A 22,421-nucleotide genomic window follows, 5' to 3' on the forward strand; every position below is an offset into this window, starting at 1 on the left:
GGCTACTTGCCAAATGCTACCTGTCATAGATGCCGAAACGATGACAGGTAGCCAGACGATCAGCTCTCCGGCAGCTCGGAGATACCCATATTGAACAGGGTAAAGCCGAAGATGTCCGCGTACTGCTCGATGATCTTCGAGACCGGGGTACCGGCACCATGGCCAGCATTGGTTTCGATACGGATCAGGGTCGGTGCAGCGCCTGCCTGCTTGCTCTGCAGCTCGGCGGCGAACTTGAAGGAATGCGCCGGCACAACACGGTCATCGTGATCAGCAGTGGTTACCAGGGTCGCTGGATATTCGGTGCCTTGCTGCACGTTGTGTACCGGGGAATACCCTTTCAGGTACTGGAACATTTCTTCACTCTCTTCCGCGGTGCCGTAGTCGTAGGCCCAACCGGCGCCAGCGGTAAAGGTGTGGTAACGCAACATATCCATCACGCCGACGGCAGGCAGCGCAACCTGAACCAGCTCGGGACGCTGAGTCATTACCGCACCCACCAGCAGGCCGCCGTTGGAGCCACCGCGAATCGCCAGATAATCGCTGGAGGTGTAGCCCTGATCGATCAGGAATTCACCGGCGGCGATAAAGTCATCGAATACGTTCTGCTTCTGCAGCTTGGTACCGGCGTCGTGCCAGCGCTTGCCGTACTCACCACCACCGCGCAGGTTAGGCACTGCGTAGACACCACCAAGCTCCATCCACACCGCATTGGTAATGCTGAATGACGGCGTCAGGCTGATGTTGAAGCCGCCATAGCCGTACAGGATGGTCGGGTTTTTACCGTTCAGTTCCAGGCCTTTCTTGTGGGTAATCAGCATGGGCACACGGGTGCCGTCTTTGGAGGTGTAGAACACCTGCTGAGACTCATAGGCAGACGGATCGAACTGAGCACCGGATTCCCGGTATACAGAAGATTCACCCTCGGCTACATCAAACGCGAAAATCGTGGAAGGCGTTTTGTAGTTAGTGAAGGAGTAGTACAAGGTGGTATCTTCACGCTTGCCGCCCAGGGAGGAGGCACTACCCGGCCCCGGCAGGGCAATTTCACGTACTTTTTCACCGTCGTAGTCGTACTGGTAAATTTTGGACAGTGCATCGACCATGTACTCGGCGAAGAAATAGCCACCGCCGGTGGACGCCGTCAGTACATTTTCGGTTTCACCGATAAAGTCCTGCCAATTCGCAGGCGCCGGGTTGGCGGCGTCCACGGTGACTACTTTCTTGTTCGGCGCTTCGCGGTTGGTCACCAGGAACAGCTTGCTGCCCTGATTGTCGATCACATAGGTGTCGGAGTCGAAATCGGTAAGCACCGGTACCAGTGGCGCATCCGCTTTGGTGAGATCGCGGATAAACAGGTCATTGCCTGAAGTGGAGGTCGCCCCGGAAATTACCAGGAAGCCATCATCTTCGGTCACTACACCGGAGACGTAGCGACGCTTTTCTTCGTCGGTACCGCCGAATACCAGCGTGTCTTCTGATTGAGGCTGGCCCAGCTTGTGGTAGTACAGTTTGTGCTGATCGGTTTTTGCCGACAGCTCACTGCCATCGGGCTTGTCGTAGCTGGAGTAGTAAAAGCCTTCATTCCCTTTCCAGGAAATACCGGAGAACTTCACGTCGACCAGCGGCTGCTCAAGGATTTCCTTGGTCTCGGCATCGATGATGAAGATCTTGCGCCAGTCACTGCCACCCTCGGATACGGAGTACGCGGCGATGCTGCCATCTTTGGAAAATTTCAGGGTCGCCAGGGAGGTGGTGCCGTCTTCACTGAAGGTATTCGGGTCGAGGAAAATTTCCGCTTCGCCGTCGCCCTTGTTGCGCCACACCACATACTGGTTCTGCAAACCATCGTTGCGATAGAAATAGGTGTAATCGCCTTCCTTGAACGGCGAGCCCACTTTTTCGTAGTTCCACAGGGCTTCAAGGCGCTGCTTTAGGGTATCCCGATAAGGAATCTGGTCCAGATAGCCAAAGGTTACCGCGTTCTGTTCTTTCACCCAGGCCTCGGTCTCGGCACTGCGGTCGTCTTCTAACCATCGATAAGGGTCCGCCACCTCGGTATCAAAATAGCTGTCCACCACTTCGCCCATGCGGGTTTCCGGGTAGGCCAATGCCACTGCGGCAACGGGCTGGGTCGTTTCAGCCTCTTTAGCGACGTCCTGGGACTCTCCCGAGCAGGCTGCCAATACGCCGGCGGCCGCCAAGATGGTTATTTTTTTCACGTTTGAGATTCCTTCGGCTGGTGAATGAATTATTAAGCACGCAATGAAGCGAGCACGTAACCAGACCGTCTAGGAAACCGAATTCCCGCGGGCGAATCAAGGAATTGGTACTCAGCAGCACCCCGCAAACCATTCTCCGGAAAAACTGAAGATTTAAGGTTTTTTCAACCACCTATACCTCAAAGGCCATCAATTATTTTGCTACAAATCTAAACCAACATTACCCAGCAGACGCCGGCGATGATCAGCGAAGCCAGCACACTGAGTACCGCCCCCTCCCGAACCATCTCCTGAATGCGCAATTTGCCCGTGCCGTAAGCAATGGCATTGGGTGCCGTCGCCACTGGCAGCATAAAGGCGCAGCTGGCACACATGGCTGCGGGAATCATCAGCACCATGGGATCAAACCCGGCACTGGTAGCGACTACCGCGAGGATCGGCATCAACAGCGTGGCGGTAGCCGTATTGCTGGTAATCTCGGTAAGGAAGGTGACCGACAGGCAGAGCAGAATCATCATCAACCACAGCGGCATGGCGGTGAGGAAGTTCAGCCCTTGCCCCATCATGTCGCTCAAGCCTGATGCCGAGAAACCTTTGGCGATGGCGATACCCCCAGCAAACAGCAGCAGCATGCCCCAGGGAATACTCTCGGCAGTCTGCCAATCCAGTAGTCGCCCGCCTTTGCCATTTGGAATCAGGAACATCAACACCACCGCCGCCAGCGCAACGGTGCTATCGCCAGCATCAGGAACACCCAGTAAATCGCTCCAACCACCAAACGGCTCATTGCGGGTTACCCAAAACAAAATGGCCACCCCGAACACCGCCAGGGTGCGCGCCTCTTCCGGACGCCACGGGCCAACACTGGGAGCCTCGAGGGACTTGTGCAGATGAATCCCGCGGGTGAGCCACAACGCCATCAGCGGCAGGGTGATCAACACCACCGGCAATCCGATCTTCATCCAACGGGCAAAACTGAACTCCCGGCCGGTCACTTCCTCGTAAATGCCCATAAAGATCACGTTGGGCGGTGTGCCCAACGGGCTGCCCACGCCGCCGAGACTCGCCGCGTAGGCAATACCCAGAATCAGGGCAACCGTGAGCCGGTGGTTGTCGGTGCGCGAGGCAATCGCGAGGGCGATGGGCAGCATCATCAAGGTGGTGGCGGTATTGGAAATCCACATGCTCAACAGGCCCGCCGCGAGCATAAAGCCCAGCACCAGTCGCCGCCCGCTGGTAAGACCCACCACACGCAGCATATAAAGTGCGAGTCGTTCGTGAGCACCGCTTTTCTCCAGCGCTTTGGAGAGGATAAAAGCCCCCATCAGCAACAGGATCACATGACTGCCCAGCGAAGCGGCCACCCCCTTGTGGTCCAACACCCCAAACAGGGGCAGCAATACAAATGGCACCAGCGATGTGGCCGGAATCGGCATGGCTTCCGTCACCCACCAGATGACGGTCAACAGGGTAATGGCCGCGGTTACCGCAGGCAGATACGCCATACCCGCCGCCGACAACACAAAATAGAAGGCTCCGGCGAACAAGGGCCCCAACAGCATTACAAAGGATTTCTGCACATTCATTTTTTTATTTTCCGTTTTCGCCACGCTCTGCTATCGGCGCTCACCTTATACGCCCGCTTTACTAACAGGGCTCACTTATTTCTTCGGTCTGTGCTGCAGGATCTTTGGGAGCGATCGCTGGAACAGTCTCCGACTTTGCAGCCGATCGTTTGCGCAGCACCAAATTCTGCATTTCCCAATCCACCGAAGGCGCCTGCTGTGCGTCGCAGCCGGTGATGTTCCAGCACAAAATCTGCACGCGCACATCGCCGTCGACAGTACCGGGCTCGAAACGCAGGGTAACAAAATTGTTGTTGCAGCTGTTTGTGGAACGCTTGCCACCGTCACCAATGGCGCTGCCCGCCTGCAGGTACTCCACCTCAGCACGGATATGATCGGTCGGGCGATCAGGGAAAACCGCAAGAGTCTGATCTGCGCCGGCAACGGCGCTGGGAAGGCAGGCCAGCGGCGAAGACACCACCTCCACCACCTGCTTGCCCCCCAGGTCAAAACGGGCGAGACGACTGAAATGCACATCACCTGCGAGGATCAACAGGTCCTGCGGACAATCGCGTATGGCCCGTACCAGATTCTGGTACTGCCCGGTATCCGCCAATGAATGATCCCCCAATCCCAGCTTTACCCGCAGTGATTTGAGCAGGCCACCGTCGCGGAACTGCCAGCGCGTCAGCAGCGGCGCCGGCAACACCAGCACCCCGGGGCGATCCAGCTCTCTGAGCCAGGTGGTGGCCGCAGCAAAGGTCTGGGGATCGGTAAAGTTGGCATCCTGCCCGCGGGCGCGCTGTAAACGCGTATCCAGCACGAAGAACTTCAATGCATCGGCCACGTCGAACTGGCTGGAACATGCCCCCGATGGCAGCTGGTATGCGTCGAACAGGTCCCGCGCACAGCTCTGCCAGGTATCACGCACCTTGCGCGACCAGAGCGTGGGCAGGAAACCGGGCGGATTCGGGAAGTCGTTCCAGAATTCGTGGTCGCCGGCGAGGAAATAGTGGAAACCCTGCTGCAGCTTGGTGCGCAAGCCGCGCCGCCAGTTGCGCAGGTATTCGGTGGTAAATACAGCGTTAAGCTTGCGGCGAATTTTGGCGCGGGAGCGGAAACCCAGCGGGGAAAAGTTGCGGCTGCTAAAGCCGCGAATGACGCTGGCACCCCAGCCAGTGTTGGAAAATGCTGTATCCAGATAAACCTGGTCACCGCCGAGAAAGGACACCTGGGGGCGATACGCCGCAGGTAACGCTTCCATCGCTTTGCTCAAGGCGCCGCCGTCCGCGTCGCCATAAAAACAGGTTCCATACCAAACATTGAAGCCGCCTTCGAGCGTGCGCGGGCGCCCACGGCACTCCGCATGGGCAAGCGCATGAGAGGATTCATGTAGCCCCCACAACGACAGGCGGTAGTGCACCCCCGGTAGCAAGGCGAGATTTACCAGGGTAAACGCTATGCCCGGGGCAGAGCGATCAAATACTATCGGGACATCCCGCCGGATTGATTCCCGCGCAACGGTCGCAGCGGCACCGTCGGCGGGCTCGACCCGCAGCCAGTAACGCGATTCTGATGTGACCGCAGCCCCGCTTTGCACGTCTGGCGCAGGCTCTGGATCATTAAAGTCAGCCACCCAGACCTGCCCCGAATCGCCCTCGCCGTATCCGTGCGGCACAATCATATAGCGATCGAGTTGTGCACCCTCTGCGGGGGTACAGTGCTCCCCGGTCGAAGCCAGTTTCGCGGCCGTACCGGCGTCTGCAGTTTGAATCCTTGTATCCATGCCCCAATAAATTCCCTAAGCACCCTGTTGTTATCCTTCTCTGCAAGCGAGAGGCGGGCAACATGGTCGCAGAATTTCACCTCAGGTCAATAATCGACCCGGTAACTCAGGCAACAGGCAGGAACTTCGTGTGGATGCTTTTCTCGTCATAATTCTCATCGCCGTACTGGCGTGGGTGGTGCCCTTCCTGTGGCAGCGCTGGCGTCGCAATTACCTGCGCTCGCGCCCCCTAAGTACCAGGCAGGAACGTATTCTGGCGGACCGTCTGGCCTTGTTTCGCTATTTACCTGCAGACAGACAGCAGGAGCTGAAGGAAAACATCAGCCTGTTCCTGCGCGATAAGGAATTTGTCGGCTGCAATGGGCAGGTAATCACGGAGGACATCCGCGTAACCATCGCCGCTCACGCCTGTTTGCTGTTACTGGAGCGCCCCAACAACTGCTATCCCGATCTGAAAACAGTACTGGTGTATCCGGATGCGTATGTCGCCAGGGAAACCCGCCACGATGGACATGTGCAGTCGTCGCACATGAGCGCGCGCGCCGGCGAAGCCCACTACCGGGGCCCGGTGGTGTTGTCCTGGGGAGACTTGGTCGATGGAATGCAGAGCCCACAAAGCGGCCACAATGTGGCGATCCACGAGTTCGCACACAAGCTGGATGAAGAAGATGGCTATGTGGACGGACGCCCACCCTTTGAGAACAGCGCCGATGGCAAGACCTGGGCGCCGGTAATGCGTGAGGCATTTACCGAGTTGCGCCAGCGAATCCAAACACTGCACGCTGGCGCAGAGCTGGCGGCGAGTGAAACCGCGGTGGCGCTTGGGGAAAAACCCTCGGTACTGGACACCTACGGTGCCCAGTCACCTGCAGAGTTCTTTGCGGTCGCGACGGAGGCGTTTTTTATTATTCCGACGGCGATGGAATCGGCGCATCCGGCACTGTATCGGGAGATGCAAAAATTTTTCCGAACAGATCCGGCCGCATTGCTGCGTGGAAATCGTCCGGACGGTTGATATCACAATTGATCGCGGGGTCCGCAACTTCCACATCCACCACCGCATCGGCAAATATACGCAGCACCTTTTCCATACCGGTATTGCGCAAACGGGACAGTGCGGAGAGGTACTTGCGGCCGATGGCAATCGGGTAACCGCGGGTACCCGCGCACACCGGCACGCAGATACGGTCTTCTTCCGCAGCCTGCATCAGCGTGGTGAGAGTTTCCGGCTCCACAAACGGCATATCCCCCAAACACACCAGTACCGCCTTGGGGTTGGCGCCAGACCGCTGTAACTGCTCAACGACGTGCGCCAGGCTGGTACCAATGCTCACCGGCCACACCGGTGCATGGATGACTTTGACAGGGAGTTTTTTCAGGCCATTGGCAAGGACAGAATCCCGTGCGCGCAGTACCACCTGCACCGCCGCGTGGTCGAACTTGTCGGCAGCATCCAGCGCCGTCTGCAAGGTGCGCAATATCATGGGTTCCCCATGAATACTCGCCAGGCGCTTGTCGGTACCAAATCGATGAGAGTAACCGGCGGCCAAAACCACGATTGAATATTCCATTATCTTTCTCGCATCGCTTTTTTTAGAGTTCAGTTTATATAGCTGGTCAGTAGTCCTTCTTCCACTGAAGCTCCACACTTCCGGCACCGCTTTCGCTACCGTCGGAGGATTTGATGTCGAGGCGCAAATTCTTGCGCAGCTCAATTTGCATTTCCGCCTGCCAGGGATTGAGCGGGTCGGTACTGCGCTGTAACTCAAGATAGATACGGCTGGTGATGTATTTACCGAGACTCAGGGAGTATTGATCCCCCTCATCCGTTGCCTCCGAATCGAAGTCCAGCGTATCCAGCCCCACCAGATCGCGGGTACTTGCCAGCGGGTCGAAACCGGTGCCACCAGTCTGCAGAGCACGCACCACGCTAACCAGACGCACCGCTTGCAGCGGGGAAATATCGGTCAACGACTTGCCAAACAAGAGCTGGGCAAAAATTTCATCCTGGGCGGCTGCCGGGTTCGAGCTGAATTCGATTTTTGGGTCATCCGTGGTGCCGGATATTTCTGCGGTAATCTCGCCGTCGGTATAGGTGTGTACGCCTTTTACATAAATCGCCGCCACATTGTTTTCAAACTGCACCTCACCTTCCTGCAAATCAAACTTCTTACCCAGCAAATCGAACTTACCGCGCACGATGGTGATGGTACCCGCCGCTTCCGGGCTCGCCGCGGTGCCGCTGATGTCCACCTCCCCTTTGAGCTGAGAATCCAACCCCAGGCCCCTGACGACAGATTGCTGGTCCAGCACGACCTCAATCTGCAAACCGATGTTTTCCAGCAGACGGGACCCTGTGGATGCGTCTTCCCCGCCATCGACTTCCACCTCGATCACATCAATTTCCGGCACACTGCTGCCGATAAAGTGCTCTACCTGTACGGTCAATGGCCGCAGGTTGATGGTGCCCGCCAGCAAGGCATCTTCGGTACTGCCAGAAAGCCGCAGATCGCCATTAATCGCCCCTTTGGCACCCGGCATGTTAAGCAAACGCGCCCTGCGTGCGGACAAAGTGAAATCCAGTGTCGCCGGCTCCGGGGAGTTAAAACGGGCGGCCCCGGTCAATTCCACACGCCCGCGATCCCGGTCGCGTGCACTAGCCTCGACAATCCGCCAGGCCCCTGGGGTCAGCTCCGCAATAAACACAACACGCCGCAAACGCGTGTTACTGGGGCGGTGTTCGTAGTAACCCTCGCGCAGATTGATATTGCCGCGCAGATTGGGCTTGCGACTGGTGCCCCTGGCAGACAGATCAAAATTCAGGTTGCCCCGCAAGGTATGAATCTCCGGGTCATACAGCACACTCAACGCCGCCAGGTCGGCACTGCCGCCTGCCTTGAAGTCAATGGGCAGTGGCGGGCGTTCTGCCGCTGGTTGCTCGCTAAATAGTTGCGTAAGAATCGGAGCAATAGCGAGCGAAGCCCGGGCGTTGGCCGCCTGGCGACTTCCGTGGCTAGCACCCAATTGCAACTTCAGATCTTTCGCAACGGTTTCCCAACTCAACGAAAGAATCACCGGCACCTGTACCAGCGCATCGTCCTGCAAAGCCGGCGCCTGCCCGGTAATCCGCAGTTCCCCGGAAAGGTCCGGATTGCGCGGTGTACCGGATGCGGTAGCGCGCAGGGACAGCTCACCGGTATCGCTGATATCCGCGTTTAACCATGTATTGAAATCCGCCAGCACCGCCTGCGCATTCACCTGTAGATCGAGCCCGGAGGCGCTCATGGCACCATCGATATTGAGCTGGTTGCGATCGGCCCAGAGCAGCTTCACTTCGGACAAGGTGATGGCCGCTTGCCCATAACTCACATCGCCCTGCGCCTGCCAGGGCTCCCCCTGAAACTCGCCCATACCCAGCACATTGACACTGGCTTCCAACGACGTAAACGGGCCGGTAAAGTTGCCGTCCAGACTCAATTCACCACTCAGGGAAAGTGGCAACGACACCCCCACCAGTTCCGCCAGGCCAATGGGAATGTTGCGCCCGGCAACACTGCCATTGACCTGCTGCGCTTTCGGCTCCAACACGCCGTTTAGTTCCAGCCAGGCGCTGCCTTCTGCGCGGGCGCGCTCTGCGTCCCGCGCTAACGCCCGGGTACCCACTACCCGCTCGGCAGATTGGCGCAATGGATACTCTTCGTCCGGATCGATTACCTCACCCGCGCGCAGGGACTGTTGATTGGAGCGGTGCGGTAGTCCCGCGCTACTGCTAAACAGATCGAGACGCAAACGGTCGAAGGTAATCGCATCCAGATTACCCGCGGCACCGCCTCTGAGACGGTAGCGGTAATCTCGATACTCGCCGTCGGACATAATACGGGCAGACATTTTGGGGTTGTCCCAGGGGCCGGTTACCGACACCACCGCATCCAGGTCAACTCGGGTACCGGGATCAACGGGCACATTAAACTGTTCCGCCGGTTGCAGACCCCGCGCTGCGACATCCAGCTGCAACTGCAACGTCTTACTCTGCACCGCCACTTCGCCACTGCCGCTTACGCGGAGTCCTTCGCCTTCCAGCAGCAGGTCCTGTACGGCAAAGCTTTCCAGGTTGCCGCTGGCGTGTGCCTGTGCGTTTACCTCAAAGCTTCGATACTGCAGTGCGCTGGTGACTTCCACGGCGAGATTCGGGTTGTCCCACGGGCCTTTGGCGGTAACACGCAACTGCTCGACGGTACCGGCAATATCCTCAGGAATCTGCACACTTTGCGTCTGCTCGATTCCCCCGAGTATTTCGCGCACCTCGTCAACCGACAGCTGTTCGAGGGACGCCTTTACATCAATGGATTTACCTTTAACGTCCACTACACCCGCGACGGCTGCTTTGGCATCCGCGAGTGATAATTGGGCACTGCGGATATGAATGTCGTCCTCAATGGTTTCCACTTCACCATTGAAGCGAAGCGGCTGGGATTGAAAGGTAGAGCGCAATTCCAGCGTGCCATTGGCATTCGGCAACTTCAGGGGCCCCTGAATATCGAGCTTGGCCGACAGCCAGCCCCCTTCGAGAAAATTCTGAAATGGCTGTGAAATGGCGACCGGCAAGCGATTTAACCGGACCTTCAAATCAACAGACTCAGCGTCGACCTCGCCGCGTACGGTATGGAACGTATCGTCCACACGCAAAGTGAGATCGCGAGTGGCGACCGACCAGGGTGACAGGGCCAGCTCCGCGGTCCCCTGCAGGGCAAAGCGATGATTCACCAGCGGCAAGGAAAACTGCTCCACCGTAACCTGCGCATTGTTTTCGTCGCGCACCTGCAATAGCACACGACCTTTCGCATCCAGCGCTTCCCCGTCTGGGAGGTGCAGGGAGCGCCCGAGGAAGCCGCCGGATAACTCACTGGCAGACAGCGTTAACCGGTACTGTTGCTCCGATATCATCTGCCCATCGAGACGCAGGTGCAGCTGATGCTCCTGATGCTCGGCGATCTCCAACGACAGCGCCGACGGCTCTCCGGGCCATTGATAACTTGCCCGTCCATCCACCCGTACGGTGGGCAATCCCGCAACGGCCTCGTCGATAATCGTCAGGCGATTGATCGCCAGCTTCTCCAGCCAGATCGCAGGAATGGAAATTTCGCCGCTTTGCGGTGGTGCTTTTTCTTCATCTTCCCCGGCGTGCTGTTGCAGGTACGCCTGCAGCACCGTGTTATCAAACAGCAGCTTCTCGGCCGTTACTTCCGGTATATGTATTTGCTTACGCAGCGGCGCCCACAGGTCGACATGCAGCGTAAGCTGCTGTCCCTCGAGCAAGGTGCGCTCCTTGTAGCGCACCCGCAGTAATTCAAAATACCACTTGCCCCACTGCGGGCTGCGCATCCCCTCTTGATGAATTTCCAGATCGGGCAAGTAATGGCGGGCAGCGGCAAGACCGGCGTGGGTTAAGGTTTCCCGTCCCTTTTCCGAGCCGAGAAAGATCAGTGCAAAGCACAGTGGTAGTAGTAGCAAGACCGCCAGCAGAGTCAGGCGGGGCCGGTTGCGCCAGGGCCGCAATCGTTGCCTGCGCGCTGGTTTGGCGGGGCGTGAATCCACCATGGCTCAGAACGCCTGCCCGAGGCTGACGTAGATCTGGTAACTGCTGTCATCAAGACCATCGCGGCGATCCAGAGGGAAGGCAATATCAAACCGTAATGGGGCAAACGAGGTCATGTAACGTACCCCCAGCCCGACGCCCCAGAAGAGGTCGTCAAAGCTTGGCTGCGGGTCTTCATAGGCATTACCGCCATCCACAAACAGCACCCCACCCCAGGACTCGGTAAAACGAAACCGCCCCTCGAGTGAAATTTCACTGAGCGCCCGGCCACCGATAGGGTCAGAAAGCGTTGGGGGTTCTCCCGCCACCGTCGATGGGATCAGACGACGCGGGCCAAGCGCCTGATAGCTGTAGCCCCGCACCGAGCCGCCACCGCCCGCATAAAAACGTTCATCAGCGGGTATCTCCAGGTTGTCGATACCATTGATGACACCGGCCTTAATGCGCAACGCGAGCGTCGGGTCAAAACGCACGTCGTCGCCGGTGAGATAGCCGGTGGCGACCAGCGTATTTTTGACGAAGCGGGTGCCGCTATTGCGGAGGTCAAAATAGGGCTTCACCTCAAACGCGACGGTGGCGCCGCGGCGGGCATCCAGCAGGTTATCGGTGGTATCGATCTTCAGGCCGAGAGGGAACGACAGCAGATTGTAGTTTTCACTTTCCTCGCCCTCCTCCTGCACCTCACTGAATTTCAGCTCACTGCCGATACTGAAGGTGCGGTGCTTGGTATGCCGGCGAGAGATGGTGCCGCCGATGGTGACGGACTCGGCGTCGTAGGAGTCGCGCTCTTCATTGGACGCTTCGGCCTTGGCCGAGAAGTTCTGATCGTCACGGAAGAAACGCGGCACCAGGATTTCGGTCTTGATCGACTGTTTGACCTCGTTGACGCGGGTTTCTACCTCGATCTTTTCCCCGCGGCCGAGGATATTGCGGTGCTCCCATCCGGCAGAAACACCAGCGCCCTCGTCGGAGGTATACCCCACGCCGAGACGCACGGTGCGGTGTTTGCGCTCGGTCAGCAGGAAGGTGATATCAACCGTACCGTCATAGGGCTCTGAGACCTCGGTATTCACCCCTGCAATCAGGTTGGTGCGCAACAGCCGCAATTTGGCGGCATCGAGTTTTGCGCGATTGAAACAATCGCCCGTCGATAACTGCAGGCGCTTGCGCAGGTAGGGCTCGTTAATACTGGTGACGCCTTCCACATACAGCTGCCCGATGCGGACCTCTGGGCTGGGCGCAACCCGGTACTCCAGGCGTGCGGCGTGTTCGCTGTGGATAACCGTGGCTTTGTAGTCCACATCCAGTTCGAGCAGACACGCATTTTCCGCCAGGTAGGTTTCTATTTTCTTGACGCCCTCGGTGACCTTAACCGCCTCCAAAGGGTCACCTACCTGTAGCCCGACACCCGGAAAATCGGGTTTAAGCCTGGCGGGCATATCGATTTCCAGCGACTTGATTCGAAATACCTGCCCCGGGACCACCCGATACAAAATCTCGCCATTGTCGACCGTTTGTCGAACCCGACCGTCGTAATAGCCCCGGGAGCGCAGCAACTTTTCCAGGGTGCCGCGCTCATAGCGCGCCACATCCTGAGGATCGTCGTAAGACTTGAGTACGCTACTGGATTTACGCTGCTCGTTGAGTTGATCTTTCAACCACTCCTGCAGTTCGGCGTTTTCCAGCACACGCACTTTGAACTTGGGAAGACGGTCAAAAAACGGGAGTGCAGCAGTGGGGTGCGGCAACAAAAAAAGTGCCGACAACAGAACAACAGAGATGTATCGAAAAAATGCCGCTCCGCGAGCGGGAAGAGAATCGCGCAAGACCAAATCCGTTTGCTAACCACTCCTACTGCGACGCCGCGAAACGAAAAAAGTTGCTTCCGTCTCAACGGCGTCTGCGGTGTTTACCGCAACCTAACTATTTAATACCCGGGCGCATCCTGCCCCGGGCGATGAGTCCTCCCCTTTCAATACTCTCCAAACACCGCCACATACATTTTCTAGCGGGCAGGGATCGTCGGGCGCTCTTTCGCCTCGATCAATGGATTGCAATTTTTGATAACCACACGGCCTTCCAGCAGGTTGCCTTTGGAGTACTCGGTAAAAATACACTCATTGGATTCGGGGTCGTAATTCTCAACCCACAGGTTGTCATCCTTCCAGGTGGCCCCGAGATGCCGCTGCCCAGACGGCACGCTGATATACATCACGCCGCCAAAGCGCTTTACAAATACCTGCTCGAAATGGAAGTAATAGGCGAGCCAACCCACCAGAAAAATGATGGCTGCGACAATCGCGCCTTTGCTGAGGCTGCCCAGGCGCCCACCGGCAAACAAGCTCAAGACCACCAGTGCGATCACTGCGGCCCAATACAGATAGGTAATCATGCAGATCTTCCGTGAATTTATGGTTTATTAGCGGGGAATCACTACCCCACAGGGTAGCGCAGTTTGGCGGATCAGACATGTCCGGGGCAAGCCCTGGCTGAATACGCGGGCAGCGAAAGAGCCGATACCGAGGAGACACGAAAACTAAGAATCCACGGTGCATCGCGGCGGGAGAATTCACTGCGTGGATGGGTTATTTCAGGGGTTTGTTGCGATGCCCGCCCAAAAGAGCAGTAAAAACCGGAACCTGCGGGGCGGTTGATCCAAATCAAGTACCCGTTTGGGCACCTGCATACACTGGAATCAATCAAGAGAGAGCAGCAATGCAATAGGAGTAGAAAATGGACGCACTGATCGACCTGTTCACCAGCTTTTCTGGCCTACTGAGCCTCGGCATTATCGGTTTTGTGTGCCTGATGGGCGGTTACTTCACCCGTATGGCGTTTCGCAAAATGGATCAGGAACTCGCGCAGCAGGCGGAACAGCAAGCGGCCTGATCCCATACCTGCCTGCTCATGACCAGCAAAAAAATGCCGGGCCAATATCCTTTAGCCCGGCAACGTGCTGTTTGAAATTCGGCTAGCGGAGAGAACGCTGTATAGTGCGCCTCCTTGTTCGCTTGCCTCGCCTATCTCACATATCTCGCCGATCTCAGTTACTCGCCGGCCAGCGCCTCAAGATCTTCGTAGAGTTTGAGTGCTTCCGGGTTCGCCAGCGCTTCCTGATTTTTTACCGGCTTACCGTGCACCACGTTGCGCACTGCCAGCTCGACAATCTTGCCACTGATGGTGCGCGGGATATCCGCCACCTGAATCACCTTTGCCGGTACATGGCGCGGCGTGGTATTGGCGCGGATGGTGGTACGGATTTTCTGGATCAGGTCGTCATCCAGCGTGAGCCCCTCGCGCAACACCACGAACAACACCACACGCACATCGTCGCGCCACTCCTGGCCAATACAGATGCTATCCAGTACCTCTTCGACCTTCTCCACCTGACGGTAGATTTCCGCGGTGCCGATACGCACGCCACCGGGGTTCAGCACCGCATCGGAACGCCCGTAAATAATCACGCCGCCGTGCTCGGTGATTTCTGCATAGTCACCGTGGGCCCAGACACCCGGCCAGCTGTCAAAGTAAGCGCCGTGGTACTTACTCCCATCCGGGTCGTTCCAGAAGCCGATCGGCATACAGGGGAAGGAAGTCGCACATACCAACTCGCCCTTCTCTTCCAGCACCGGCTTGCCGTCGTCACTCCACACCTGTACCGCCATACCCAGGCCGCGGCACTGCAGTTCCCCCGGGTAAACCGGCAACGTCGGGTTGCCCAGCGCAAAACAGGAAATGATATCGGTGCCGCCAGAGATCGAGCTCAGGCACAGGTCGGATTTGATGTCGCGATACACGTAGCGGAAGCCTTCGTGGGCCAGCGGTGAGCCGGTGGACAACACCGCGCGCAGGCGCTCCAGCTTGTGGCTCTCGCGGGGTTTGTACCCGGCCTTCTCCAGTGCGGCAATATATTTGGCGCTGGTGCCAAACACACTGATGCTTTCTTCATCGGCCATGTCCCACAGGCACTCAGCCGCCGGGTAGAACGGCGAACCATCGTACAGCACCAGGGTCGCGCCACAAGCCAGTCCGCTAATCAGCCAGTTCCACATCATCCAGCCACAGGTGGTGAAGTAGAACAGCGTGTCGTTGCGGGAAATATCGGTGTGCAGGCGATGCTCTTTAATGTGTTGCAGCAGTGTGCCACCCACCCCATGCACAATGCACTTGGGCACACCGGTGGTACCAGAGGAGTACATGATGTACAGCGGGTGATTAAACTCGGTCTGCTCGAAGGTAAGTGGTCGCGCGGGCGCGTTTTCCACAAATGCGCGCAGGCTGACTGCGCGATCCAAACCGGAAATATCAGCTTCTGTTTGCTCTGGCGAGCGGGCCACCGGCACCACTACCAGCTGCTGGATTGATTCGATCTGGTCGACGATCTGCTCAAGACGCGGCAGCGAATCGATGGTTTTGCCGTTGTAGAAATAGCCCTCACAGGCAAACAGTACCTTGGGGCCCACCTGGCCGAAGCGGTCCAGCACACCGTTGATACCAAAGTCCGGCGAGCAGGAGGTCCAGATGGCACCCAGGCTGGTGGTGGCAAGCATGGCCACCGCGGTATCGATAATATTCGGCATAAAGCCAGCAACACGATCCCCCTTGCCCACACCCGCATTGGCCAGCGCCGCAGCCAGCTTCTCCACCTCGGCAAACAGCTCGCCATAGCTCAGCTCGCGGCGACGACCATTTTCCAGGCGCTCAACCAGCGCCGCCTTGTCGTCGCGGAAGCGCAGCAAGTTCTCGGCAAAGTTCAGGCGCGCGTCGGGGAACCATTCCGCACCGGGCATGGTGTCTTTACCCAGGACGCGGTCACCGCGCTCACTGGCGATCACCTCGCCAAAGTCCCACAGCTGGTTCCAGAAGGCTTCGCGGTTATCCACAGACCACTGATGCAGGGCGTGGTAATCCGGCAGCGACTGCTGGTGCAGTTCGTTTACCTGACGGCGAAACTGGTCCATCTGCGTAGCGGCAATCGCTTCTGCGGTGGGCTGCCAAAGGGGTTGCACGGGATTACTCATTGCGGCGGTTTCTCTCGTTGTTCTATTCCGACGTTCTGCTTCACCCCTATCCACAGGTGTGGGTTCGGGGCCTTGATACGGGGCCAAGATACGGGGTTAAGTTACAGGGCTGTATTGCGAAGCTCGCGCGCGCTTTCAGCGCCCGTATGAATGGTTGACCATTATTCGCGGTCTCGCCATGTACACAATCATGCCTTGGTCTAACACTTTAAACTAATTTAAACTTATTAATATTTATTAAATTTTACTTATATTTGACGTAAGCCCGGCTACCCATGAGCACGACCATCAAACAACTGCGCGCATTCGTCGCCGTGGCCACAACCCACAGCCTGGCGGAAGCAAGCGCCCAGCTGCATGTGTCGCAGCCGGCCATATCCATTGCAATCCGCAGCCTGGAGGAATCCCTGGGTGGCACCCTGTTCAGTCGCGATGGTCGCCAGCTTGTACTTACACCGGAGGGCGCCGCCTTTGTCGAACGCGCACAGCAGCTGCTGCACAACTGGGATAACACCCTGGACGCAGTGCAGCAACGCTTCCGCCTGCAGCAGGGGCAACTGTCGATTGCCGCCATCCCTGCCTTTGCCTTGAATCACATGCCGGAACTACTGCGCGAGTTCCACCAACGCTATCCGGATATCAATATCGTGCTGGAGGATATTGTGATGGAACGGGTAATCAGCGCCGTGCAGGAAGGCCGCGCCGAGCTAGGGTTCAGCTTTCGTCCAGATGATCTCGGCAGTCTCACATTTACGCCCATCGGCGATGATCGGTTTGTCGCCGTGCTACCCAAAGGGCACCCGCTGGAAAACAACGACCTGGTGCGCTGGCAAGATCTGGCACGGGAGCCATTTATCGCAATGAACCGGGGGTCGGCAGTTCGCCGCTGGACCGACGCCGCGTTCTCGCAAAGCGGAGCCGCCGGCGACGCGGCCCCGCGATTACTATGTGAAGCCTACCAACTCAGCACCATCGGCCGGCTGGTAAAAAGCGGGCTCGGCGTCAGTGCCGCACCCAGCCTGTGTATCGGACAGATGCAATCCTATGGGCTGGTATGCAAACCACTCGCAGAGCCGGTGGTCTGCCACCCGGTGGGCATTCTTGCGCGGGAAGTGGGCGCACTCTCGGCGCCGGCCCAGGCGTTTGTATCCATTGCGTTAAGCGAACACCAGCGACCGAGCGCAGATTAGTCCGCACAAGCACATAAACCGCAGACATAAAAAAACCGGCCATAGGCCGGTTTTTCGAAAACGTACAGAGGTCACTGCGAGGTGGCGCGCAACATCCACGCGGTTTTCTCATGCACACGCATACGGTCGCTGACCAGCGCCGCAGTGGATTCATCATCCGCATCCTGCGCGGCCTTCAATACATCGCGGCAGGTTTTCACCACCTGTTCGTGCCCCTGGGTAAGGATTCGTACCATCTCCTCTGCTGCAGGTACGTCTTCTACCTCCTTAACCGAGCTCAGTTCCGCAAACGCTTTATAGGTAGCGGGGGCGATGACGTCCAGCGTACGAATGCGCTCCGCGATGTCGTCCACCGCTGTCGCCAATTCGGTGTAATGCTCCTCGAACATCAGGTGCAGTTCCCTGAACAGGCGCCCGGTAACATTCCAGTGAAAGTTATGGGTTTGCAGATAAAGCGTGTAGGAATCTGCCAAAAGGCGTTTCAAACCCTCTGCTACTTTTTCGCGATCCTTTTCACCGATACCGATATCAATATTGCTCATTAGCAACCTCGTTTGTGTGAATCGATTACATTCCGTTTAAGCCGGTAAAGCGCTTCGAATGAACGATCGCGGTTACCGGGCCGGATAGATTGCAGGCAAAAGCACCCCACCCGACTTACAACAAATCTTGACTCATTCTAAGGTCACAAATTCTGATTCAAACCCCTAACCCCATTGGCAATTTCTAAGCGGCCAATAGGGCTAGGCAATAGAGTCAGGCAACAGGAGAGACCAGCGCGTACTGCCGATTACCAACCACAGTCGCGATCTTTATTTTGCTCTTCCAGATACACCATCAGCGGTTGGAAATAATCCACAATCGCCGTGGCATCCAGTTCGCGCTCACCGGTGAGCGCCTCCATGGCATCCGGCCACGGCTTGCTTGCGCCCATGGCCAACATGTTGCGCAGCTTTTCTCCGGCCGCTTTATTTTTGTAAATGGAGCAGCGGTGCAGCGGTCCGGTTTCACCGGCGGCCTCGCAGAGCGCGCGGTGGAACTGGAACTGCTGAATACGCGCTAAAAAGTAGCGGGCGTATGGCGTGTTTCCTGGAATATGGTACTTGGCACCCGGATCGAAGTTCGCTTCGCTGCGCTCTACCGGCGGGGTAATGCCCTGATACTCTTCACGCAGTTGCCACCACGCCTTGTTGTAATCACCGGGGGCAACTTCGCCGTTGAACACCTGCCAGCGCCATTTATCCACCAGCAGACCGAACGGCAGGAATGCAATCTTATCCAGTGCCTGCTGCATCAGATAACCGAGATCCTTGTCTTCACCGGGGATCTCATCCATCAGGCCGATTTCTTTCAGGTACTTGGGCGTGATAGACAACGCGATGGTATCCCCCACCGCCTCGTGGAAGCCGTCATTGGCGCCCTCTTTGTACAGGAACGGCTGCTGGTTGTAGATGCGCTGGTAGAAGTTGTGCCCCAACTCGTGGTGGACGGTGATCAGGTCTTCGCCGGTCTTGTTGATGCACATCTTGATGCGGATATCGTCCTGGCCATCCAGGTTCCAGGCACTCGCATGGCAAACCACATCGCGGTCTTTTGGCTGGACAAACTGAGAGCGCTCCCAGAAGGTATCCGGTAGCGGTTTAAAACCGAGTGAAGTAAAAAACTTCTCCCCAGTCTTCACCATATCCTGTTCGGTCATGCCGGAATTTACCACCAGCTCGGTGAGATCGTAGGGTGCCTCCATATCGTCATCTTTGACGATATCGTAAATATTGCCCCACTCCTGCGCCCACATATTGCCGAGCAAGTGCGCCGGAATTTTGCCGCTTGCCGGCGCTACTTTATCGCCATAGTGCTCGTTCAGTTTTGCGCGTACGTGGCAGTGGAGCGCCTTGTACAGGGGCTTCACCTTGTTCCATTGGTTGTCCATGTCCGCGGCAAATTCGTCCGCCGGCATATCGTATTTGGAGCGCCACATCACACTGAGGTTGTCGTAGCCCAAATCCTTGGCACCGGCATTACCGATCTCAACCTGGCGTTCGTAAAGAGGCTTCATCGGCGGCGCAACCTTGCGCCAGCCAACCCAGAGATCTTTCAGCAGTTTCGGATCGCGGCTGTTGGCCATCATCTGGCCCATTTCCGTCAGGGTGAAGCATTTGCCCTCTTCCTTGACAGTAGGATCCAGTCCCGCGGTTTCCTCGGGGCAGTACTTACCGGCACCGTACATGCCCTGCATTTTGGAACCGATTTGCGCAAGCTCCGCGGTCATTTCCGGGTCATTCGGGGCGGGGAAAACCAGGCCCTGCTTGAGCATGGTCAGCATGCGGCGGGTTTCGGGGTCGAGATCGACGTTATCGAACTTGGCCGCCTCTCCGGCCAGCTCGACCGCAAGCGCGGTATAGCGCTCCATCGCCAGAGCTTCGGTGTACTGGGAATCCAGATTGATATAAGTAGAGGCTACCCAGCTCGCATGGCTCGCTTCCTGGGCCATTTTTTCCAGGCGGGCCTGGGCGTCAGCCAGGAATGCCTTGGCATCCTCCGCGCTCGGTTGCCCATTACTGTCGGCGGTGTTCATCTCCGCATTGGCGGCCGCTGTGTTTTCCGCCGCACCCTGCACGGTTTCAGAAGTGGCACTCTCAGAGACTGCCGCCCCGGTTTCAGTAGAGTCACGGTCACAGCCTGCCAGGGTGAAAGTGGCAGCAGCGATTATTAGCGCGAGCTTTTTCATCGACTTCCTCGGATCATTTTATGGTGTTATTTGGGATCTCTACCCGGCCAAGCGAGTGGAATGAAGCAAAGATTGTCGTCGTTTTATAGCACACACCCAGCCACGAATTAGGTTCAGCGCGCGCGTCGCACAACACAACGGCACCAAATTCCCCAAAGAACCGCAGAAACAGAGAAAAATATTGCAGTAGCAAGCGGTGAGAAAACCGGGATGCAAGGCTAGAAAGCAGGACTGGGAAGCAGATAGGAGCGGAGGAGAAATGGAGGCAGCCCAACCAGCACACCCCCGGCACATGATGTCACTGCTACCGTTGCTCCCTTCCGGGCCTGGCGGGGTTCACAGCTGATCATTGCGAGGAGACCGGAAGGGCCGCCACAACGTTCGAGCACTCAGATTAGCACTGGCGGTTGTGACTGCAAGAATCGCAAATACACACCACTGCGCTCGAAGAGGGCGCGATTATAGAGACTCCTGCCGCCAGGTTCCAGCCCCTATTTTCGGCTTTGTTTTCGCCTCTGCTTTCACCTTTGCCTTCACCCTTGATAGCCGCGCGTCATTTTGTGCCAGGGACAGGTCAAATTGCGTGCATAAAAAAGCTATAATATGCCGCGCCCGATCCGGGCCCATTTCCAGCGATTACCCTAATCTAGCGATTACTCAAGCGAAATTACCGAGTCTCCTATGCACCTGTTCGTCGACAGTCTCACCAATGTGGATTTCAGCTATCTCCACCACACCCGCGGTGTTGTCGGTGAAACCTGGCTGGCCAATGCCGCCCTCGACGGTGCACTCGACCACCAGGGCATGGTGTGTGACTTTGGCATCGTCAAGAAGACCCTGCGCAACTGGCTGGATCACGAGCTGGACCACCGCTTGCTGGTACCGACGCGCTCACCGCACCTGAGCATGCAGCAGGATGGCGAGCAGATTCAGCTGACATGGGCCCTGCCCGACGGCGAGCACATCACTGTGGGCGGTCCGGCGCAGGCCTTCGCCCTGGTTGCGGTGGAGTCCATCACCCCGGAGTCGGTAGCGGCCTGGTGTGTAAATGAACTGGATGGGATTTTCCCCACCAGCGTGGACAAACTCAGCCTGAGCTTTAGCGTAGAGCCCATCGACAGTCCGTTCTACCACTACAGTCACGGCCTGAAAAAGCACGATGGTAACTGTCAGCGTATTGCCCACGGCCACCGTTCCCGCATTCGCATCGACATCGATAGCGAGCGCAGCCCTGCGCTGGAATCCCAGTGGGCGGAACGCTGGGCGGACATCTACCTCGGCACCAGAGAGGACCTCACCGGCGAGGATACGCAGGGCCAAACCACACAATTGCACTTTGCTTACAAGGCTCAACAGGGTGATTTTACTCTGACGATTCCAGCGAACCGCTGTGAGATTCTCGACTGCGACACCACTGTGGAGCAGCTCGCGCAGTACATCGCCGATGTACTCGCGGCGGAAAACGCCGGCAAACAAATTACCGTGCGCGCCTATGAAGGCATCGGCAAAGGCGCGGTAGCGTTCGCCGGGCGCTAACCCCATGAATCTGATCTTACTGGAGCCCGAGGATTTTCAATCCTCCAGCCAGGTGATGCTGCGCGGCCGTCGCTTCCAGCATATGGTGGAAGTACAGCGTGCCGAAGTTGGCGACCGCCTGAAAGTTGGCGTGGTGAATGGTCAAATCGGTGCAGGCGAAATCACCGAGCGCAGCGAAAATCACATCGCCATGACGGTGTCACTTGTGGCAGAACCTCCGGCGGCACTGCCACTGACCCTGATTCTCGCCCTGCCCCGCCCCAAAATGCTCAAGCGTACGATTCAGCACGCCACCGCACTGGGGGTAAAAAAGCTCTATCTGATCAACGCCTACCGCGTAGAAAAGTCCTACTGGCAAAGCCCCTGGCTGGCTGAAGAAAAGCTGCGGGAACAGTGTGTGCTCGGGCTCGAGCAGGCCGTGGATACCGCCATGCCGGAAATACAATTACGCAAGCGCTTCAAGCCCTTCGTCGAAGACGAACTCCCCGAAATCGCCAATCAGTCTCTCAAGCTGGTTGCACACCCGGTGACGGACGCGCCCTGCCCGGTGGATATCGAGCAGCAAACGACGCTCGCCGTCGGCCCCGAGGGCGGGTTTATCCCCTATGAAGTGGAAAAGCTGCAGGAAGCCGGGTTTCAGTCGGTTCACCTGGGGCCGCGCATTTTGCGTGTCGAAACCGCTTTGCCGGTACTGCTGAGCCGCCTGTTTCCCGCTCGCTAGTATTACAGCGGGCAAACGCCCCACCTCAGCTCTCAATCCTCAACTTACGGGCATAA

The 22,421-nt window shown here is 57.5% G+C and carries 15 protein-coding genes and 1 other RNA gene; 5 read left to right on the top strand and 11 right to left on the bottom strand.

Annotated elements, in window-relative coordinates:
• Nucleotides 1-59 precede the first annotated feature (59 nt).
• The 3 genes from KUV22_RS16675 to KUV22_RS16685 all read right to left on the bottom strand — a co-directional run bounded on the left by KUV22_RS16675 (nucleotide 60) and on the right by KUV22_RS16685 (nucleotide 5,573).
• Complete coding sequence (locus KUV22_RS16675; RefSeq protein ID WP_315857569.1) at nucleotides 60-2,222, bottom strand: prolyl oligopeptidase family serine peptidase; 2,163 nt, start codon at nucleotides 2,220-2,222, stop codon at nucleotides 60-62.
• A gap of 209 nt (nucleotides 2,223-2,431) precedes the next feature.
• Entirely contained in the window at nucleotides 2,432-3,808 is a 1,377-nt protein-coding gene (locus tag KUV22_RS16680) for an SLC13 family permease (RefSeq protein WP_222232916.1), read from the bottom strand.
• A 61-nt stretch (nucleotides 3,809-3,869) separates the two neighbouring features.
• Nucleotides 3,870-5,573, bottom strand: a complete 1,704-nt coding sequence (locus KUV22_RS16685; protein WP_222232917.1) for a hypothetical protein — start codon at nucleotides 5,571-5,573, stop codon at nucleotides 3,870-3,872.
• 130 nt (nucleotides 5,574-5,703) lie between these two features.
• Between KUV22_RS16685 and KUV22_RS16690 the strand changes: the two genes are divergently transcribed.
• A complete protein-coding gene (locus tag KUV22_RS16690; RefSeq protein WP_222232918.1) occupies nucleotides 5,704-6,588 on the top strand; it encodes a M90 family metallopeptidase in 885 nt (294 codons plus the stop codon).
• Here the strand turns inward: KUV22_RS16690 and KUV22_RS16695 are convergent.
• The 4 genes from KUV22_RS16695 to KUV22_RS16710 form a co-directional block, all read right to left on the bottom strand.
• Nucleotides 6,479-7,144, bottom strand: a complete 666-nt coding sequence (locus KUV22_RS16695) for a nucleotidyltransferase family protein (RefSeq protein WP_222232919.1) — start codon at nucleotides 7,142-7,144, stop codon at nucleotides 6,479-6,481. The two genes, KUV22_RS16690 and KUV22_RS16695, sit on opposite strands and share 110 nt — an antisense overlap.
• A 46-nt stretch (nucleotides 7,145-7,190) precedes the next feature.
• Complete coding sequence (locus KUV22_RS16700) at nucleotides 7,191-11,171, bottom strand: translocation/assembly module TamB domain-containing protein (RefSeq protein ID WP_222232920.1); 3,981 nt, start codon at nucleotides 11,169-11,171, stop codon at nucleotides 7,191-7,193.
• A 3-nt stretch (nucleotides 11,172-11,174) separates the two neighbouring features.
• Nucleotides 11,175-12,920 (bottom strand): autotransporter assembly complex protein TamA, encoded by a 1,746-nt coding sequence (locus tag KUV22_RS16705; RefSeq protein WP_261319662.1) that lies wholly within the window; start codon nucleotides 12,918-12,920, stop codon nucleotides 11,175-11,177.
• A gap of 254 nt (nucleotides 12,921-13,174) precedes the next feature.
• The gene (locus KUV22_RS16710) at nucleotides 13,175-13,561 is read right to left on the bottom strand and encodes a hypothetical protein (protein WP_222232922.1); all 387 of its coding nucleotides are present in this window, start codon (nucleotides 13,559-13,561) and stop codon (nucleotides 13,175-13,177) included.
• A 341-nt stretch (nucleotides 13,562-13,902) separates the two neighbouring features.
• Here KUV22_RS16710 and KUV22_RS16715 point away from each other — a divergent pair, with 341 nt between their 5' ends.
• Nucleotides 13,903-14,058, top strand: a complete 156-nt coding sequence (locus KUV22_RS16715) for a DUF3149 domain-containing protein (RefSeq protein WP_222232923.1) — start codon at nucleotides 13,903-13,905, stop codon at nucleotides 14,056-14,058.
• A 158-nt stretch (nucleotides 14,059-14,216) separates the two neighbouring features.
• On the opposite strand, the gene KUV22_RS16720 is transcribed toward KUV22_RS16715, so the two are convergent.
• Entirely contained in the window at nucleotides 14,217-16,190 is a 1,974-nt protein-coding gene (locus KUV22_RS16720; RefSeq protein WP_222232924.1) for an acetoacetate--CoA ligase, read from the bottom strand.
• Nucleotides 16,191-16,465: 275 nt separating this feature from the next.
• Here KUV22_RS16720 and KUV22_RS16725 point away from each other — a divergent pair, with 275 nt between their 5' ends.
• Nucleotides 16,466-17,380 carry a LysR family transcriptional regulator gene (locus KUV22_RS16725; protein ID WP_222232925.1) on the top strand — a complete coding sequence of 305 codons (915 nt, stop codon included), beginning with the start codon at nucleotides 16,466-16,468 and terminating at the stop codon, nucleotides 17,378-17,380.
• Between the two features lie 71 nt (nucleotides 17,381-17,451).
• On the opposite strand, the gene KUV22_RS16730 is transcribed toward KUV22_RS16725, so the two are convergent.
• The 3 genes from KUV22_RS16730 to ffs form a co-directional block, all read right to left on the bottom strand.
• Entirely contained in the window at nucleotides 17,452-17,922 is a 471-nt protein-coding gene (locus KUV22_RS16730) for a Dps family protein (protein WP_222232926.1), read from the bottom strand.
• Nucleotides 17,923-18,170: 248 nt separating this feature from the next.
• Entirely contained in the window at nucleotides 18,171-20,108 is a 1,938-nt protein-coding gene (locus tag KUV22_RS16735) for a M2 family metallopeptidase (RefSeq protein WP_222232927.1), read from the bottom strand.
• Nucleotides 20,109-20,377: 269 nt separating this feature from the next.
• An RNA gene (gene ffs, locus KUV22_RS16740) (signal recognition particle sRNA small type) lies at nucleotides 20,378-20,474 on the bottom strand.
• Nucleotides 20,475-20,789: 315 nt separating this feature from the next.
• Here ffs and KUV22_RS16745 point away from each other — a divergent pair.
• Together KUV22_RS16745 and KUV22_RS16750 are read left to right on the top strand one after the other, a co-directional pair.
• Nucleotides 20,790-21,644 (top strand): 6-carboxytetrahydropterin synthase, encoded by an 855-nt coding sequence (locus tag KUV22_RS16745; RefSeq protein WP_222232928.1) that lies wholly within the window; start codon nucleotides 20,790-20,792, stop codon nucleotides 21,642-21,644.
• A gap of 4 nt (nucleotides 21,645-21,648) precedes the next feature.
• On the top strand, nucleotides 21,649-22,365 hold the full coding sequence (locus tag KUV22_RS16750; protein ID WP_222232929.1) for a 16S rRNA (uracil(1498)-N(3))-methyltransferase: 717 nt from the start codon (nucleotides 21,649-21,651) through the stop codon (nucleotides 22,363-22,365).
• The last annotated feature ends 56 nt before the right edge of the window (nucleotides 22,366-22,421 follow it).

The sequence above is a fragment of the Microbulbifer agarilyticus genome, assembly GCF_019800665.1.
GTDB lineage: Bacteria > Pseudomonadota > Gammaproteobacteria > Pseudomonadales > Cellvibrionaceae > Microbulbifer > Microbulbifer agarilyticus_C.

Bases quoted from the DNA above. Each gene is read 5' to 3' on its own strand.
- KUV22_RS16680 (WP_222232916.1), bottom strand. From the start codon at position 3,808: ATGAATGTGCAGAAATCCTTTGTAATGCTGTTGGGGCCCTTGTTCGCC.
- KUV22_RS16685 (WP_222232917.1), bottom strand. From the start codon at position 5,573: ATGGATACAAGGATTCAAACTGCAGACGCCGGTACGGCCGCGAAACTG.
- KUV22_RS16695 (WP_222232919.1), bottom strand. From the start codon at position 7,144: ATGGAATATTCAATCGTGGTTTTGGCCGCCGGTTACTCTCATCGATTT.
- KUV22_RS16700 (WP_222232920.1), bottom strand. From the start codon at position 11,171: ATGGTGGATTCACGCCCCGCCAAACCAGCGCGCAGGCAACGATTGCGG.
- KUV22_RS16710 (WP_222232922.1), bottom strand. From the start codon at position 13,561: ATGATTACCTATCTGTATTGGGCCGCAGTGATCGCACTGGTGGTCTTG.
- KUV22_RS16715 (WP_222232923.1), top strand. From the start codon at position 13,903: ATGGACGCACTGATCGACCTGTTCACCAGCTTTTCTGGCCTACTGAGC.
- KUV22_RS16720 (WP_222232924.1), bottom strand. From the start codon at position 16,190: ATGAGTAATCCCGTGCAACCCCTTTGGCAGCCCACCGCAGAAGCGATT.
- KUV22_RS16725 (WP_222232925.1), top strand. From the start codon at position 16,466: ATGAGCACGACCATCAAACAACTGCGCGCATTCGTCGCCGTGGCCACA.
- KUV22_RS16730 (WP_222232926.1), bottom strand. From the start codon at position 17,922: ATGAGCAATATTGATATCGGTATCGGTGAAAAGGATCGCGAAAAAGTA.
- KUV22_RS16735 (WP_222232927.1), bottom strand. From the start codon at position 20,108: ATGAAAAAGCTCGCGCTAATAATCGCTGCTGCCACTTTCACCCTGGCA.
- KUV22_RS16745 (WP_222232928.1), top strand. From the start codon at position 20,790: ATGCACCTGTTCGTCGACAGTCTCACCAATGTGGATTTCAGCTATCTC.
- KUV22_RS16750 (WP_222232929.1), top strand. From the start codon at position 21,649: ATGAATCTGATCTTACTGGAGCCCGAGGATTTTCAATCCTCCAGCCAG.